We start from the raw sequence: 15,251 nt of genomic DNA on the forward strand, positions 1-15,251 counted from the left end.
CGACAAACTTCATGACCAATTCGTTCTCCCACGCCCTATTCGCACCGCTGCTTATCAAATGAACGAGCATTTTTACCCCCAGTTGCAGCGATCGTGGCAAACAACATGTCTCCGTCACGGCGATAAGATATTTGTTGGGGATAGTCATGCGACGGATTGGCGAAGGTAATGCTATTTTCTGTCATTTCCGTAACAGTGAAGCGGGTCCGCGCCTGACCGGAAGGATGAGCGATAAAAGTCCACTCATCATCTTCAGACAATTTGATATGCAGCACTTCATAAAAACCAATTTGGTCGTTTTTGACTGAAGCGCCAAAACCTATCAGAGACCCATCGGTCTCCACCACCCACACTTCTTTACTCGCTTTATCGGCAGTTTCCCAACATCCGGCAAGCCAGTCCGGCGATATCGCCTGAGCAAGTCCAGAATATGCCAACAACGGAGCGGCGATTATAGCGTGTATCATTTTCATCAATTCACCCCTCGATCCTGCCCCTCCCAATAAGGCGCGCGCAATTCCCGGCGCAATATCTTGCCGCTGGCGTTTCTCGGCAGTTCGGGGATCACATCCACCGTTTTGGGGACTTTGAACCCGGCAATTCGCTCCCGTGCCCAGGCGATGACGCTATCGGTGTCGACTTTGCCGGCATCCGGCTTCGGCGAAACAACCGCTTTGACCGCCTCCCCCCATTTCGGATCGGGAATACCGATGACGGCCACTTCGTTCACCTGTGGGTGTCCAAAAATAGCATTTTCGACTTCCGCCGGATAGACATTCTCGCCACCGGATATGATCATATCCTTGACCCGGTCCTTGATATAGACATAGCCGTCTTCATCCATGATCGCCGCATCGCCGGTATAGAGCCAGCCGTCCGCATCCACAGTTTCCGCTGTTTTTTCTGGATTGTCGTAATAATGCAGCATGTTGAGACCGGATCGCGTTGCAATTTCACCAATCGTGCCGCGCGAAACTTCCTGCCGCTCTTCGTCGACAATCTTCATTTCGACGCCGGGCAAGGGAACGCCGATGCCGCGCATCCGTTCATTCCCTGCCGGATCATGATCTTCGGGTGGCAGGATGCAAACGGTACCGGTCGTCTCGGTCATCCCATATTGCTGGCAGAACAGCGCCTGCGGCATGGTCTGGATACACTGGCGCAGCAGCTCCAACGGAATGGGCGCCGCGCCATAGGTGACGCTGCGTACACTGGAGAAATCCGTTTCCTTGGCACGCGGCCAGTTGACCAGCATCTGGAGCGCCGTCGGTACGAGGAAAAACTGGTTCAACCCCTTGTCGATACAATCGATGACATGGTCTGGGTGAAATTCGGGAATGACCATCATTGTCGCACCATTGTAAAAAGCAATCGGACCGATCCCGGACCCTGCAATATGCGCGCATGGCATGACCGCAAGCGTGCTGTCGCCTGGCTTCAGGTCAATCCACGCATGTTCCGGCTTGTCTTCAACCAAGGGCCGCATCTTGAACAGATTGTCACTGGTCAGAACCGCCCCCTTGGGATTGCCGGTTGTGCCAGAGGTATAGAGCTGCAATGCGCCTTCGGCCGGATCAATCGTCGGCAAGTCGCCTGTGGCATTCATCTCGACAAAATCATCGAGGGACGGCAAGTCGGTTCCGGCCTTTGTGCAGATAATGTTCTGGAGGTCTGGCGAATCTTGTGCGGCCAACTTCGCCGTTTCCGCAAATTCCGGTTCGCAAATCAACAACGGCGCCCGCGTATCTTTTAGGACATAGGCAACCTCCGGCGCCGCAAGACGCCAACCGATAGGCGCGATAACCATTCGAGCGCGGTTGGCAGCAGCGAACAGGGTGAAATACAACCCGCTATTCTTGCCCAGCCAGCAGATACGGTCGCCCTTGGCAAAACCCGCGCCAACAAAAGCCTGCGCATATGTCGTCGCACGCTTATCCAGTTCCGCATAGGTGACGAGACCGTCTTGATCATCAATTGCGATATTGTCTGGGGTCTTCACCGCCCACTGAGCAATGGAAGATCCCATGCAGCGCCGCGTCTCTGTCATTTTCCTACTCCTTGAACTTTGCATCGTGTTAATCGTGCGATTAGTTCAAGGCAAGAGCAACTATGTCAGCTTTTCTGGTAGACCAATGAAATATTATTAGCAGGCATTTCAGTCAGACTTTCGCGAACGAAACCATTGCGTTCCGCCAGCGCATCCATATCCGCAACATCGCGCAGTCCCCAGCGCAGGTTGCGGCTTTTAAGGCTGCGCTCGAAAGCAAGATTACCTTCAGCGGTCTCGACATCCTCACGCAGATAGGGTCCGTAGAGGTAGAAAGGCGCGCCCGGATCAAGCAGCGTGCCGGCCTTTTCAAACAGGCCAATGCTGGATTCCCACGGGCTGATATGCACCATATTGATGCACAAAATCGCCGCTGGCTTTGACACGTCCCACTGCGGGGCCTGCGCATCCAGTTGTTTCGGGGGCAGGATATTATGCCCCCCTTCCCGCTGCGTCCACGCCGCGATCGATTGGCAACAGGCCGGATCAGGATCACTCGGCTGGAATGTCAGATTGGGAAAAGTTCGACCAAAATAGACGGCATGTTCGCCGGTGCCACTGGCAATTTCCAAAATACTTCCCTGACCGGGCAGAATATCACGCAGGACGGCAACAATCGCGTCGCGGTTACGCAGGGTTGCAGGAGCGTGGCGTGGTTCTGAATCGGTCATCATTCCCCCTGATCATCAACAGCCATACGTCGCCAGATCGCTGCCAGAAAGCTACCGATCACGACGTGATAGACTGCGGATATAGCGCTTGGAACCGGCGCCAGTGCCGCCTGCATCGGATTGGCAAATTGGGCTGCGAAAGTGGGTGTAGAGGCGAGGCTGGAACCCAGTCCACTATTCTGCATACCGACTTCAATACTGATCGTGCGGCGTTCTCCGACGCCAAAGCCCAAGGCTTTGGTAATGAGATAGCCCAGGCCAAAGCCAAAAATGTGCAACAAAAAGATCGCCAGCATCAGCACACCAAAATGCGCTTCGATCAACGCCTTACTATTGGCGATAATCCCCCCGACGATCAGCACCACGACGATGACCGAGGCGAGCGGCGAGATGACGGAAATTTTCTCCGTTAGCTTCGGCATATAGCGGTTAAGCATGACCCCGGCGATGACCGGCAAGAGGACGATGGAGACCATATTGATAAACAGGCTCCATTGGTCGATCTCGACATATTTTCCTGCAAGCAGGCCGGTTAGCAGCGGCGTTGCAATGACCGCGATCAATGTCGAAGCCATGGTCATGGTCACCGACAGCGCCAAATTGGCATTGGCAAGATAGGCAACGACATTGGAGGCAGTCCCGCCCGGACAGCAGGAAACAAGGATCAAACCGACAGCCAACCCGGTCTCCAATCCAAAGACCATCGCGAGCATTATGCCAGCCAGCGGCATCACGGTAAATTGCAGTGCAACCCCTGCGCCTACGCATTTTGGAATCTTTGCAATCCGTTTAAAATCGTCAAAAGACAGGGTCAGACCCATGCCGAGCATGATCAAACCCAGCATTACGCTGATCAATGACTGACCCAATGGTCGGAAACGGCCGTCAACAACCCATAGGAAATGTTCAGGTACGAACCATGCCCAAGCAGTGCCCAATATTGTCCAAAGTGCGAATAAACTAGTCAGGCGTTGAATGATCATTCAGCGGCTTGAGCAAATTCCTCGGGTTCCGTCCACACCAATATTGGTTTTCGAGCCGCCTGAGTCTCATCCAATCGGCGACGCGGGGCGAAGTGAGGAGCGGACTTTAGCAGCTCATCACCCGCTTTGGCGCGCTCTGCGACAGATCGGAAGGCGCCGACGAAATCATCTATGGCAGCTTTGCTCTCCGTCTCGGTGGGTTCCACCAGCATGGCGCCATGCACCACCAGCGGGAAATACATGGTCATCGGATGATAGCCTTCGTCAATCATGCCTTTCGCAAGATCAAGCGTAGATAGATCGTTGCTGAAACCTTTGTCCGAAAACAACGCCTCATGCATACAAGGGCCGCTATGGGCGAACGGCGCATCGAGCACGTCTTCGAGACTGCGCAAGATGTAATTGGCGTTGAGCACCGCGTCTTCAGCAACCTGTTTCAAACCATCCGCCCCGTGGCTCAGGATATAGGTCAATGCCCGCGTGAACATACCCATCTGGCCATGAAAGGCAGTCATCCGGCCAAAACCGTCAGGATGTCGCTCAGCCACCGTTTCCTCTTCCACCAAGGTCAGGTGCCCGTCGGCAAAGCGCTCGGTAAAAGGTAACGGTCCATAAGGAGAGAGCGCTTCGGAAAGCACCACGGGTCCAGAGCCCGGACCGCCGCCGCCATGGGGCGTCGAAAAGGTCTTGTGCAAATTGATATGCATAGCGTCAACGCCGAGATCACCGGGACGCACTTTGCCGACAATCGCGTTGAAATTGGCGCCATCGCAATAAACGAAACCGCCTGCCTCATGCACGGCGTCGGAAATTGCCTTCATATCGGGCTCAAAGAGACCGCAAGTATTGGGATTGGTGATCATCACCCCGGCAACATCGGGACCAAGACGCGCTTTGAGCGCCTCTAGATCAACCCGGCCATCCGAATTGGCAGGAATATCCTCAACCTTATAGCCAGCAAAAGCGGCAGTTGCCGGATTGGTGCCATGAGCGCTTTCCGGCACCAATATGACTTCCCGCGCATCTCCACGAGCCTCAAGCGCGGCTCTTATGCAAAGAATGCCGCACAGCTCGCCATGGGCACCGGCTTTCGGGCTCATCGCCACACCGTGCATGCCGGTCAGCTTGATCAACCAAACCGCCAACTCGTTGATAACACCCAAAGCGCCCTGCACCGTTTCCACCGGCTGCAGAGGGTGTATATCGGCAAAGCCCTTCAACCGAGCCATTTTTTCATTGAGCCGGGGATTATGCTTCATCGTGCAGCTGCCGAGCGGGAACAAGCCTACATCAATGGCATAATTCTGGCGGCTAAGTCGGGTGTAGTGACGGACCGTTTCGCCCTCGGACAGACCAGGCAAACCAATAGGTGCTGCGCGTTCGAGACCGCCCAGGCGACTTTCCACATCGGGGGCTTCCGGAAAATCAACGCCGCTGCGATCCGATGATCCCGTTTCAAAGATCAGCGGCTCGTCAACCATCAAAGCACGATTGCCGCTATGCGTGGTGACAGCATTTTGCTCGGGCATGTTCAAATCTGCGTCCTGCTTGGTTGGACGTCCTTCGGCGAGCATGCTCATGATAGCGCTCCTTCTAATGCGGTGGCCAAGGCCTCTATCTCATCGTCATTTGCGGTTTCCGTCACCGCGACAACCAAGCCGTGAGCCAATGAATCCTCTTCGGGATACAGTCGGCCAAGAGAGACGCCGGCCAAGATTCGCTGTTCCGCCAGTTGGCGGACAACCTGCCGAGCATCTTTATCAAGGATCAAAGTAAACTCATTGAAAAAGCTTTTGTTTATCAATTTCGCGCCATCAATCTGTGCCAACCGATCCGCTGCCTGCACCGCCTTTTTGTGATTGAGCAGCGCCAGTTCACGCAAGCCTTTCTCGCCAAGCAAGGTCATGTGGGCGGTGAATGCCAGAGCACATAATCCGCTGTTGGTGCAGATGTTCGACGTCGCCTTTTCCCGACGAATATGTTGTTCGCGGGTCGACAGCGTCAATACAAAGCCTCGCTTGCCTTCGGCATCGACCGTCTCTCCACAGAGCCGTCCCGGCATCTGCCGGACATATTTTTTCTTACAACCGAACAGACCGACATAAGGCCCGCCAAATTGCAGACCGACACCCAGCGCCTGGCCTTCGCCAACCACAATATCCGCGCCCATTTCTCCCGGTGATTGGATCGCGCCGAGTGCCACGGGTTCCGTAACCACGGCAATCAACAACGCCTTATGGTCCTGCGCCTTTTTCGCCAGCGCGGACATATCATCAATGCGTCCTAGAATATCCGGATATTGCACCACCACACAGCTCGTTTCATCGTCAATCTGGTCAAGCAGGCTTTGACCGTCGGTCGCGGCATCCAGTTGCGGCGCTGTATAGGCAATCGCATCTTTGGTGAAGCGGGCCATGGTTTTCGCCACGGACACATAATGCGGGTGCAGTCCGGACGAGAGGATCGCATTGCCCCGCTTGGTGATCCGGCGCGCCATGACAATCGCTTCCCAGCATGCGGTCGAGCCGTCATACATGGACGCGTTAGCCACATCGACGCCAAAGAGCCGCGCGACCTGGGTCTGGAATTCAAACAGGGTCTGTAGCGTCCCTTGTGCGATTTCGGGCTGATAAGGCGTATAGGCGGTCAGAAACTCGCCTCGCTGAATGATGTGATCAACCGACGCCGGGACATGATGGCGATAGGCCCCTGCCCCCAAGAAAAACGGCATGTCACCCGCGGCATGGTTCTTTTTCGCAAGCGCCTTCATATGCGCTTCCACTGCCATCTCGCCAGCATGCATCGGCAGGCCGTCAATCGGCCCCGTCAGCCGCGCTTCTTCGGGCACATCGACAAAGAGGTCATCGATAGATTGGGCTCCAACTTTGGCCAGCATGGATTGCCGATCATCGGGAGTTAGCGGGAGATAACGCATGTTAAGTTCCTGAGTTAATTAAAGCCTGGCCCCATTCGAGCGCGCGCGCATTAGAGATCGTCTACAAAAGCCTTGTAAGCTTTTTCATCCATCAGATCGTCGAGCTCGCTTTTGTCCGACAGCGTGACCCGGAAAAACCAGCCATCTTCTTCCGCCGATGAATTGACCAGCCCGGGTTCGTCTTCCAGCATTTCGTTCACTTCGACCACTTCGCCGGAAACCGCCGCATAGACGTCGGATGCCGCTTTGACCGATTCCACCACCGCAGCATCATCGCCTTGGCCCAATACCGATCCAACATCCGGTGTTTCGACAAATACGATGTCGCCCAGCTGTTCTTGCGCATAGTCGGTAATCCCGACGGTCGCGGTGTCGCCTTCGACATCGACCCATTCATGTTCATCGGTAAAATATCGGCTCATAGTTTCATCCCCTTCTCGTAAATTCTATAATTTTGGTTTGCGGTGATAGTTATGTGGCACAAAGGGCATATCCGCGACCGTACAAGCGATCTGCTTCTTGCGCTGTTCCACAATGATAGCAGTTCCCGTTTCCGATAGCGCCATTGGCACATAGGCCATGGCAATCGGACGCTGGAGCGTGGGTGAGAAACCCCCGCTGGTCACATTGCCAATGGCCGCACTTGCATCATCAACGACAGTTGCGCCTTCCCGAACCGGCTGGCGACCATCAACAAACAGTCCGACCCGCTTTTTCCCGGCCTTGTTCGGATATTGCGAGAGCACCCGCTCCGCGCCAGCGAAATTGCCTTCTTCGCGCCGTGCTTTGGACAGTGCGAAGCTCAGGTTTGCTTCAACCGGCAGAATTTCCGGCCCCATATCATGGCCATAGAGTGGCAATCCTGCTTCCAGCCGCAAACTATCCCGTGCGCCCAGACCAACCGGCCGGACTTCTTCCAGATCGGCCAGAGCGGTCGCCAGCGTCACCGCATGTTCGGCAGGCACGCTGATTTCATAACCATCTTCGCCGGTATAGCCTGAGCGGCTAATCCCCAACGGAATATCGTTCCAAAGAAACGGTCCCGCTTCCATGAAATAGAGATCGGCCGGAGTTGGCCATCCCTCTTGCAACGGCTGGATGTTAAGCTTTGCCAGCGCGGCAGCCGCTTTTGGCCCTTGAAGCGCCAATAGAGCGGCATCTTCCAGATGATCCAGCGTCAGATTGTCTGGCAGCTGCGACCGCATATAAGCAATATCATCATGCTTGGTTGCGCCATTGACCACCAGATACAGATTACGGCCGGTGTTGGTGACCATCAAGTCATCCAATATCCCGCCATCCTGAGCCAGCAACAAAGTGTATCGGATCTTACCTGCAGCCAGCGCGGACAGGTTGCCCGGTGTGATTTTCTCTAGCGCATCAGCAGCGCCCTCGCCGGTCAGCTGCAACTGACCCATGTGGGACACATCGAACAATCCCGCCTCGGTCCGGGTCCAGATATGCTCGGCCATGACGCCTTCATATTGCACCGGCATTTCATAGCCAGCGAAGGGTACCATCCGTGCACCAAGGTCACGATGCCAATCCCCGAGAGGCAGTTGTTTTAGATTTTTGCTATTTTCACTCATCATGTTCCCGCATCACAAAAGACAGCCCGCAGAAAAGCTCTGCAAAACTGCCCCCTCTGTCACGGAACCTGAGAGTTTTCCTGCCTTCGCTAAAGCTTCGGCGGACAAGCCCGCTTCTGCTATCCGGCTTTGGCGAATCTTGTCCGCCGTAGCCTTGGCGAAGGAGGATTTCCCCTTCGGTGGTCCACCATAGCGTTAGCAACGGAGGACTCTTTCCAGAGTGCTTGTGAGACGGTTGCGGTCCAGTGGCCTGAGAGTTTCCGGGGCGGTTGCTCCTTCGGCGGTTTTTTAGTCCGGTGGGACAGAAAAACGCTCTCCCGCAACGCCTCATGATCATTGCCCGAAAGCGCCAATCAAAAAGCAGATTTATGAGTGGATCAGTGGGTCGCGAGAGTCAATGATTCGGTTGTGCAGTGCGGCATTTTTGGCAAAAAACCCTACACCATTTCCCATATCGCATCATTTTCATGCACAAATTCTCCGGGCGCCGTTTCGTTCATCAACACCATAATCGCGTCAGCAACATCGCTCGCCAATATTGAACGATAGCGGCGGAGTTTGCCGTGCAATAGCAAATCCATGATCGGGCTGGCGGCAATGGCAAGGCCTTCACCCAGACGGTTGTCGTTGTTGCGTTGACCGCGCAGCAGGCCGGGACGGATGATATCGAGACGGTCGAATGCCTGCGCGCGCATCAGGTCTTCGGCCTCGCCCTTGGTTTTGAGATAGAAGCTCGACGCGCTGCTGTTCGCCATGGTTGAGGATATTGCGATAAACTGCTTCGCGCCGGCGGCCTTTGCCGCCGCTGCCACCGCGCCGACTAGATCGCGGTCAACCGCAGCAAATTCTTCCTTTGATCCCGCTTTTTTCATCGTCGACCCGAGACAGGATATCACGATATCCGGCTTGATCTTCGCGATGGTCGTAGGCCAGTTTTCCTGTAACTGGACATGGATTTTTGCCTTGCCGACATCCTCCCGATAGGGTCGACGCAGCAACAGATGCAGCTTCTGGTCCGCACCATGCTCTACCAGATTGCGGGTCAGCAAACCGCCAATCAAGCCGGTTGCGCCAACGATCAGGATTTTACTGCTCATGATGGTCACCATAAATCTCCCGATACCGGTCCTTCGCATAGCGATCCGTCATCCCTGCAAGAAAATCTGCAATGTGCCGTGTCCGTGCAGGCTCCTGCTCCGGTAGGACCGATGCCCAGCTATCCGGCATCAATTCCGGTTTTTCCCGATAGGCCTTTACCAGTCCAGCGACCATCTTCTGGCCCTGCTCGGCTGCTGCCATCTGTTCGGGATGATGGTAGAGGTTTTTATACATGAAAGCCTTTAACGTGCGTTCCTGCTCCGCCATCGCGTCGGAAAAACCACCGATCATCTGCCCCGCATCCCGGACGTCTTGCGCAGATCGCACGCCCAGTCGATCGACCCGCGCTTGCGTATTTTCCAGTACGTCATTGACCATCAGACCAATTTGATCGCGGATTAGTTCCGGCAACAGTCTGGCTTTCGGTACATCGGAAAATCGGTCACAAATGACCTGCCAGCGCTCGGCAATGAATGGCAATTCGAGCAGCTGGTCAAGCGTCAGCAGCCCGGCGCGCATCCCGTCATCGATATCATGATTATCATAGGCAATATCATCGGCAATCGCCGCGACCTGCGCCTCCAACGAAGGCCAGCTGTGCAGGTCAAGATCCATTGCTTCATTGGCTTCGGCCAGCGCCCAAGTCGGGTGTTCGACTGGTCCGTTATGCTTGGCTAAACCTTCCAGCATTTCCCATGTCAGATTCAATCCATCCCAACGGGGATAAGGGGTTTCGAGCTTGTTCAATGTTCGAATAGTCTGCGCATTGTGATCAAAGCCGCCGAAATCCGCCAAAGCGTCCTGCAGAGCGTCCTCTCCGGCATGGCCGAAAGGTGGGTGCCCGATATCATGGGCGAGACAGAGCGCCTCGGTCAGGTCTTCGTTCAGTCCCAAAGCCCGCGCCATTGTCCGACCAATTTGCGCAACCTCCAGACTATGGGTCAACCGCACCCGAAAATGATCCCCATCGGGGGCAACAAATACCTGCGTTTTGTGACGCAAACGACGGAATGAAATTGAATGGATGATGCGATCGCGATCGCGTTGGAAATCGTCGCGCGGTCCGCGTGTCACAGCCCGCTTTTCGTCGTGCAGTCGCCCCCGACTATCGGCCGGATCGCTGGCATAGCTTTTCAACTGGTTCATTTGGTCAGCTCGTTGACCTCGACACCGTCGGCGCTGGCCCAGGCGAAACCGTCACCGCCGCCCTTGCGGAAGCTCGCTTCAAAAGCCTTTGCCGCTTTGAAATCTTCAAACGGCCCGACGACCAGACGCCGCGCCTTGCCCCACCGCGAGGTCCATCCCTTTTGCCCCTTGAACAAATCTGCCTGCTTTTTTGCCATCCGCCGATAGTCAAATTTCAGCGCGTCGAGATTCGAACCGGTCGCGATCTGCACCCAATAGCGTTTGGGGTGGACCGGCTTTTTCTCGACTGGCTTGGGAGCGATTTTAGGCTGTGGTTTGGCTGGTTCGATCTCGTTCAAATTGACGGGAACCACTTTTGTTTTGGTCTCTTGCTCCGGGATAGAAATGCCTCTGATAATGTCAGAAAGCGGTCGCGCATCGGGGGCCGACGCCATCTTCGTCTCCGATGAATCGGCGGACGCGAGATCAAAGTCGATCAAATTAACCGGAGTGTCTACCTTTGTCTCGGCCGAAGCGGGAGAGACAGGTTTACGCCCCGCGATTTCAACTTTGCGCTCTACGGTTTGCGATACCAATTCGGGCGCCTGGCCTGTGCCAAGCGTAGTCGCAAAACCAGGGGATGAGTTTTTAATATCTGGCTTGACTACGGGAGGTGATTTTTGCGGCGATACGGCAGGCGCAATCACCGGCGTAGGCTCGACAATTGACTCTGACGGCGCTGGCAAGTCTGTCCGGGCCAAAGCGACCACTTCGTTTCGCTCTACCCGTCGCGTTGTCTTCCGGTGGGGCATTCTCCGATCCGCGGCACCCGGACGTCTGCGCGGAGACCTGTCCGGCATCGCAAGCACGCGAGGGCGTTCGACATCGGCGCCAAGCGCATCTCCAACAGGAATCAGCCCCGCATCCGCTCTATCACGGCCTCTGACGGCCAAATTGGATGCCAGCTTAACCGCAGCCACATCCACACCAATATTCTCGCTAGCGGGAAAATGGCCAAAATGAACCGCAGCGGCTTTCTGGGCTGCCGTTAACTGGGACATACGACCGAAAAACGGTTTGATCGCCTTTGCCATCCGCCGTTCCATCGTTTGCTCCGCAATCTCATTGGCGTCCTTTTTCTTGCCGTTCATGGCAAAGATAAACGCCCGATTGCGCCAAGCATCGCGATCACTTTTTTGAAGCAAGGGATTGAGCTGTTCCTCGGCCAGCGCAAGATCGCCGCTAATTCCCAGCGAGACCGCATAGCGCGCAATCAATTGATCGTTACGGCCATAGCGCAAAGCCAATTCATAATCCTTCTGCGCATCCCGGTTTCGCCCGATAAGATCATAAGCCAGACCACGATCTGCTGCAATCTCGCGCGGCGCTATGCCGTTGGCCACCGCCTGGGTGAAATAATGGACCGCGCCAAATGGATTTTGTTCCGCCAGCAAAGCTTTACCGAGGCCAGCCTTCACCCGACCACTCTTCGGATATATCTGATCCGCCTTAGCTAGAAAACCAATTGCCGCGCGCGTGTCACCTAGGGCAAGCGCTGCTAATCCCGCGTCCGCGAGGGCGGAGGAATCTTTGGAATTCAGAGCAATCCGGCGCAGCGCGTCCTGCAGATCAGCAGAACCTGACTGAACGTTAGATTGAGCCGCAGCAGGCAGATGAGCGACCACCGGAGCAGACAGTGCAACAGCCACCGCCACCGAGATTTTAAAATTGCGTTTCATCAGACGCATAAGGGAATGCCTGCGCATGAAATCAATCACTTCCGCAGCCTAGTAAGGCCAATGGTGGCACGCGAAAGACAAGCTCCCTTGCGCCGCGCCATTAGCGGAAAAACCCACTGGGACCGAATAAGAGCTTACTGATTATTCTGCCGGTTCAAAAAACGAGGAATGTCGAGCGGATCACGGGATTTATCATCCTCGCCATCGGCATCATCATCCGTCTTTGATCCGCCTCGGGTCAGATTAGACATGCGCTCGAACAACGTTCCACCGCTAGAGGCAACACGTGGGGCCGGCGGCGTTTCGCTGGCCGACGGAGTTTCTTCACCGTCGTCCAACTGAATGGCATCATCACCCAGAACCAGTTCATCTTCTTCAGCTGCTGGTTTTGCTGCTGCAATTCCAGGTGTCAGAGACGCAAAAGAAGGCGTTGTCGCGCTTTCATCGCTCAGATCGTCGTCATCGCCATAGGTCGCAACGGGAGCGGGAGAGGCCACCACCTCTTCAACCTCTGGCTCTTCCGGTTCAGGTTCAGCCTCTAGCTCTGGCTCAAACACCGTTTCAGCTTCTAGATCGGCTTCCGGCTCACTTTCATCCTCACCCTCATCGCTGGCGATGGTGGAAGCAAAGCTCGGAGCTTCCGCGGGTTCTTCCGCTTCACTGGTCGGATTGCTCATCGCAAAAGATGGGGCCGGTGACGATGCTTCGCCATCATTGTCAATGCCGGTTGCGACAACTGAAACACGGATACGTCCGTCAAGATTCGGATTGAAAGCACTACCCCAGATGATGTTCGCATCGGGATCAACCAATTCGCGAATATGATTGGCGGCCTCGTCGACTTCCATCAGACGCATATCTTCGCCGCCGGTGATAGAAACGATAACACCCTTGGCACCCTGCATCGAAACACCGTCGAGCAACGGGTTGGCAATTGCCTTCTCGGCGGCTTCCAGCGCACGTCCGTCGCCTTCGGCTTCCCCTGTGCCCATCATCGCCTTGCCCATTTCGTGCATAACGCTGCGCACATCGGCAAAATCGAGGTTGATGAGCCCCGGCATGACCATCAGATCGGTAATACCACGAACACCTTGTTGCAGCACTTCGTCTGCGAGAAGGAAAGCTTCCTTAAACGTCGTGTTCGGATTGGCGACCAAGAACAGATTCTGGTTTGGAATGACGATCAAAGTATCGACATTTTTCTGCAATTCTTCAATGCCCGCATCTGCCGACTTCATCCGGCGTGTGCCTTCAAACGTAAACGGCTTGGTTACAACACCGACAGTCAAAATACCGCGGTCGCGTGCGGCTTTGGCAATCACTGGAGCAGCGCCGGTACCAGTACCGCCGCCCATACCAGCTGCGATAAAGCACATATGCGTGCCATCAAGCGCCTGCTCGACCATATCGATGGTTTCTTCGGCAGCTGCACGGCCAACCTCTGGTCGTGATCCGGCACCCAGACCTTCTGTAATATCCGGTCCTAGCTGAATACGCCGTTCTGCGGTCGAGCTGTTAAGTGATTGTGCATCTGTGTTGGCGACGATGAAATCTACGCCCTCAACCTGCGCTGCAATCATGTTGGCAATGGCGTTGCCCCCTGCTCCGCCAACTCCGATAACCGCAATTTTCGGTTTCAGCTCATCGACTTCTGGTGGGCCAATATTGATACTCATCTGACTGTCTCCCGAGACAATTTATCGTGCTGTCATATTTTGTTAACGCTTTGCACAAATTTCTTGTCGGAATCACCCGAAAAGTTAATTTATTTTGTCAAATATCCTAAAAGTTTCCTCGGATCGCTGACATCAACCTTCCGATTACTGCTGATCCACCATATTTTTGAACATTCTGATGACTGCTCGGCATAGACCGCAGGTCAACTGGCTCCTGCGATGCGTATAGCGCCAGCCCCGCAAGTCCGGCAAAAGCCGGGCCGCTATGGGCTTCTGGAAGCGCGCTTAATCCCGTTGGTCGACCGATACGAACCGTACGTCCGAGAGCGGATTGAGCATAGTCAGCGATACCTTTGAGCTCAGCGCCGCCGCCCGTGAGCACAACTTGTCGGCCAACCGGACCGGTAAAGCCCAGTTCCTTCAAAGCCGCACCAATTTCACCTGTTAGATGATCCAAACGTTGCCGAATGACTGCGATCAGTTGCGCGCGCGTGATCCGTCCTTCTTCATCGGTATTTTCCGAGACCGTATCCAGATCCAGTTTGATAATATCATGATTGTCGCGCGGACTGGTCGTCGCGGAACCGTAAAAACATTTAATCCGTTCGGCCTGTGCACGCCGCAAACCAAAAGACGATGCAATATCATCGGTAATATCAGCGGCTCCATAAGGGAGCGTTGTCAAACCAACCAGCATGCCACCAGCGAACAACGACACATTGGTGACTTCCGCCCCCATTTCGACCAGCGCCACGCCCAATTCTCGTTCTTCCTTGGAAAGACAGGCCGTTCCAGCCGCAATCGGCGAGGCAACGATGGACCGCACGTTCAAATGCGCGCCGCGAACGCTCATATCAATATTACGAACCGGCGAACTTTCAGCCAGAATGACGTGAATATCCACGCCGAGACGGTCAGCATGCAAGCCCTTTGGTTTCTTCACGCCATTCAAACCATCCAGCGTATAAAGGGCTGGCTGAGCGTGCAGCACCATCTTGCCCTTGGGATCAATACTGTTGCGCCCGGCGTCGAGCAGCAGATCAATATCTTCCTGTTCAATCCGGTGGCCACCCAGTTCGGTTTCAACCGAGGTCAACATGCTCTGCAAACCGCCGGCTGAGAAACTGACCCAAACATCGTCAATATTGGTGCCGGCTATCCGTTCTGCCTGTTCCACGGCATCCCGGACATCCAGTTCGGTTGTCTCGGTATCGGCGATATAGCCACGCTTCACACCCTTGCTTGCGCGCTGGCCCGTGCCCAGAATGGTCAACTCGCCATTGTCCATCCGTCCGGCGATCATCGCCGAAATTTTGGACGAACCAATATCCAATGCTGTGAAGATTTTTTCTACCCGTGCTGCCATCTGTCTAGTCCTTCACATCGAT

13 protein-coding genes and 1 riboswitch are annotated in these 15,251 nt (G+C 55.0%); all 13 genes read right to left on the reverse strand.

The features are described from left to right. Positions 1-35: 35 nt before the first annotated feature. Positions 36-473, reverse strand: coding sequence for a DUF6265 family protein (locus ABJG22_RS12515; RefSeq protein ID WP_348020605.1), 438 nt, complete (start codon positions 471-473; stop codon positions 36-38). Beyond that, on the reverse strand, positions 473-2,047 hold the full coding sequence (locus ABJG22_RS12520; protein ID WP_348020606.1) for a long-chain-fatty-acid--CoA ligase: 1,575 nt from the start codon (positions 2,045-2,047) through the stop codon (positions 473-475). The genes ABJG22_RS12515 and ABJG22_RS12520 overlap by 1 nt, the downstream gene beginning before the upstream one ends. Before the next feature lie 65 nt (positions 2,048-2,112). After that, positions 2,113-2,718 carry a DUF938 domain-containing protein gene (locus ABJG22_RS12525; RefSeq protein ID WP_348020607.1) on the reverse strand — a complete coding sequence of 202 codons (606 nt, stop codon included), beginning with the start codon at positions 2,716-2,718 and terminating at the stop codon, positions 2,113-2,115. After that, the gene (locus tag ABJG22_RS12530; RefSeq protein ID WP_348020608.1) at positions 2,718-3,701 is read right to left on the reverse strand and encodes a bile acid:sodium symporter family protein; all 984 of its coding nucleotides are present in this window, start codon (positions 3,699-3,701) and stop codon (positions 2,718-2,720) included. The genes ABJG22_RS12525 and ABJG22_RS12530 overlap by 1 nt, the downstream gene beginning before the upstream one ends. Next, on the reverse strand, positions 3,698-5,281 hold the full coding sequence (gene gcvPB, locus ABJG22_RS12535; protein ID WP_348020609.1) for an aminomethyl-transferring glycine dehydrogenase subunit GcvPB: 1,584 nt from the start codon (positions 5,279-5,281) through the stop codon (positions 3,698-3,700). The genes ABJG22_RS12530 and gcvPB overlap by 4 nt, the downstream gene beginning before the upstream one ends. Beyond that, positions 5,278-6,636 carry an aminomethyl-transferring glycine dehydrogenase subunit GcvPA gene (gene gcvPA, locus ABJG22_RS12540; protein WP_348020610.1) on the reverse strand — a complete coding sequence of 453 codons (1,359 nt, stop codon included), beginning with the start codon at positions 6,634-6,636 and terminating at the stop codon, positions 5,278-5,280. The genes gcvPB and gcvPA overlap by 4 nt, the downstream gene beginning before the upstream one ends. A 50-nt stretch (positions 6,637-6,686) precedes the next feature. Beyond that, the gene (gene gcvH / locus ABJG22_RS12545; RefSeq protein WP_348020611.1) at positions 6,687-7,058 is read right to left on the reverse strand and encodes a glycine cleavage system protein GcvH; all 372 of its coding nucleotides are present in this window, start codon (positions 7,056-7,058) and stop codon (positions 6,687-6,689) included. A gap of 24 nt (positions 7,059-7,082) precedes the next feature. Then, the gene (gene gcvT, locus ABJG22_RS12550) at positions 7,083-8,225 is read right to left on the reverse strand and encodes a glycine cleavage system aminomethyltransferase GcvT (protein WP_348020916.1); all 1,143 of its coding nucleotides are present in this window, start codon (positions 8,223-8,225) and stop codon (positions 7,083-7,085) included. 228 nt (positions 8,226-8,453) lie between these two features. Continuing rightward, positions 8,454-8,555, reverse strand: a riboswitch (glycine riboswitch). A gap of 107 nt (positions 8,556-8,662) precedes the next feature. Further along, on the reverse strand, positions 8,663-9,322 hold the full coding sequence (locus tag ABJG22_RS12555; RefSeq protein ID WP_348020612.1) for an NAD(P)H-binding protein: 660 nt from the start codon (positions 9,320-9,322) through the stop codon (positions 8,663-8,665). After that, a complete protein-coding gene (locus tag ABJG22_RS12560; RefSeq protein WP_348020613.1) occupies positions 9,312-10,469 on the reverse strand; it encodes a deoxyguanosinetriphosphate triphosphohydrolase in 1,158 nt (385 codons plus the stop codon). The genes ABJG22_RS12555 and ABJG22_RS12560 overlap by 11 nt, the downstream gene beginning before the upstream one ends. Further along, the gene (locus ABJG22_RS12565) at positions 10,466-12,187 is read right to left on the reverse strand and encodes an SPOR domain-containing protein (protein ID WP_348020614.1); all 1,722 of its coding nucleotides are present in this window, start codon (positions 12,185-12,187) and stop codon (positions 10,466-10,468) included. The genes ABJG22_RS12560 and ABJG22_RS12565 overlap by 4 nt, the downstream gene beginning before the upstream one ends. A gap of 134 nt (positions 12,188-12,321) precedes the next feature. Next, entirely contained in the window at positions 12,322-13,863 is a 1,542-nt protein-coding gene (gene ftsZ, locus ABJG22_RS12570; RefSeq protein ID WP_348020615.1) for a cell division protein FtsZ, read from the reverse strand. 106 nt (positions 13,864-13,969) lie between these two features. Then, positions 13,970-15,229 (reverse strand): cell division protein FtsA, encoded by a 1,260-nt coding sequence (gene ftsA, locus ABJG22_RS12575; protein WP_348020616.1) that lies wholly within the window; start codon positions 15,227-15,229, stop codon positions 13,970-13,972. Positions 15,230-15,251: the final 22 nt, after the last annotated feature.

The organism is Parasphingorhabdus sp. (genome assembly GCF_039939955.1).
Lineage (GTDB): Bacteria > Pseudomonadota > Alphaproteobacteria > Sphingomonadales > Sphingomonadaceae > Parasphingorhabdus.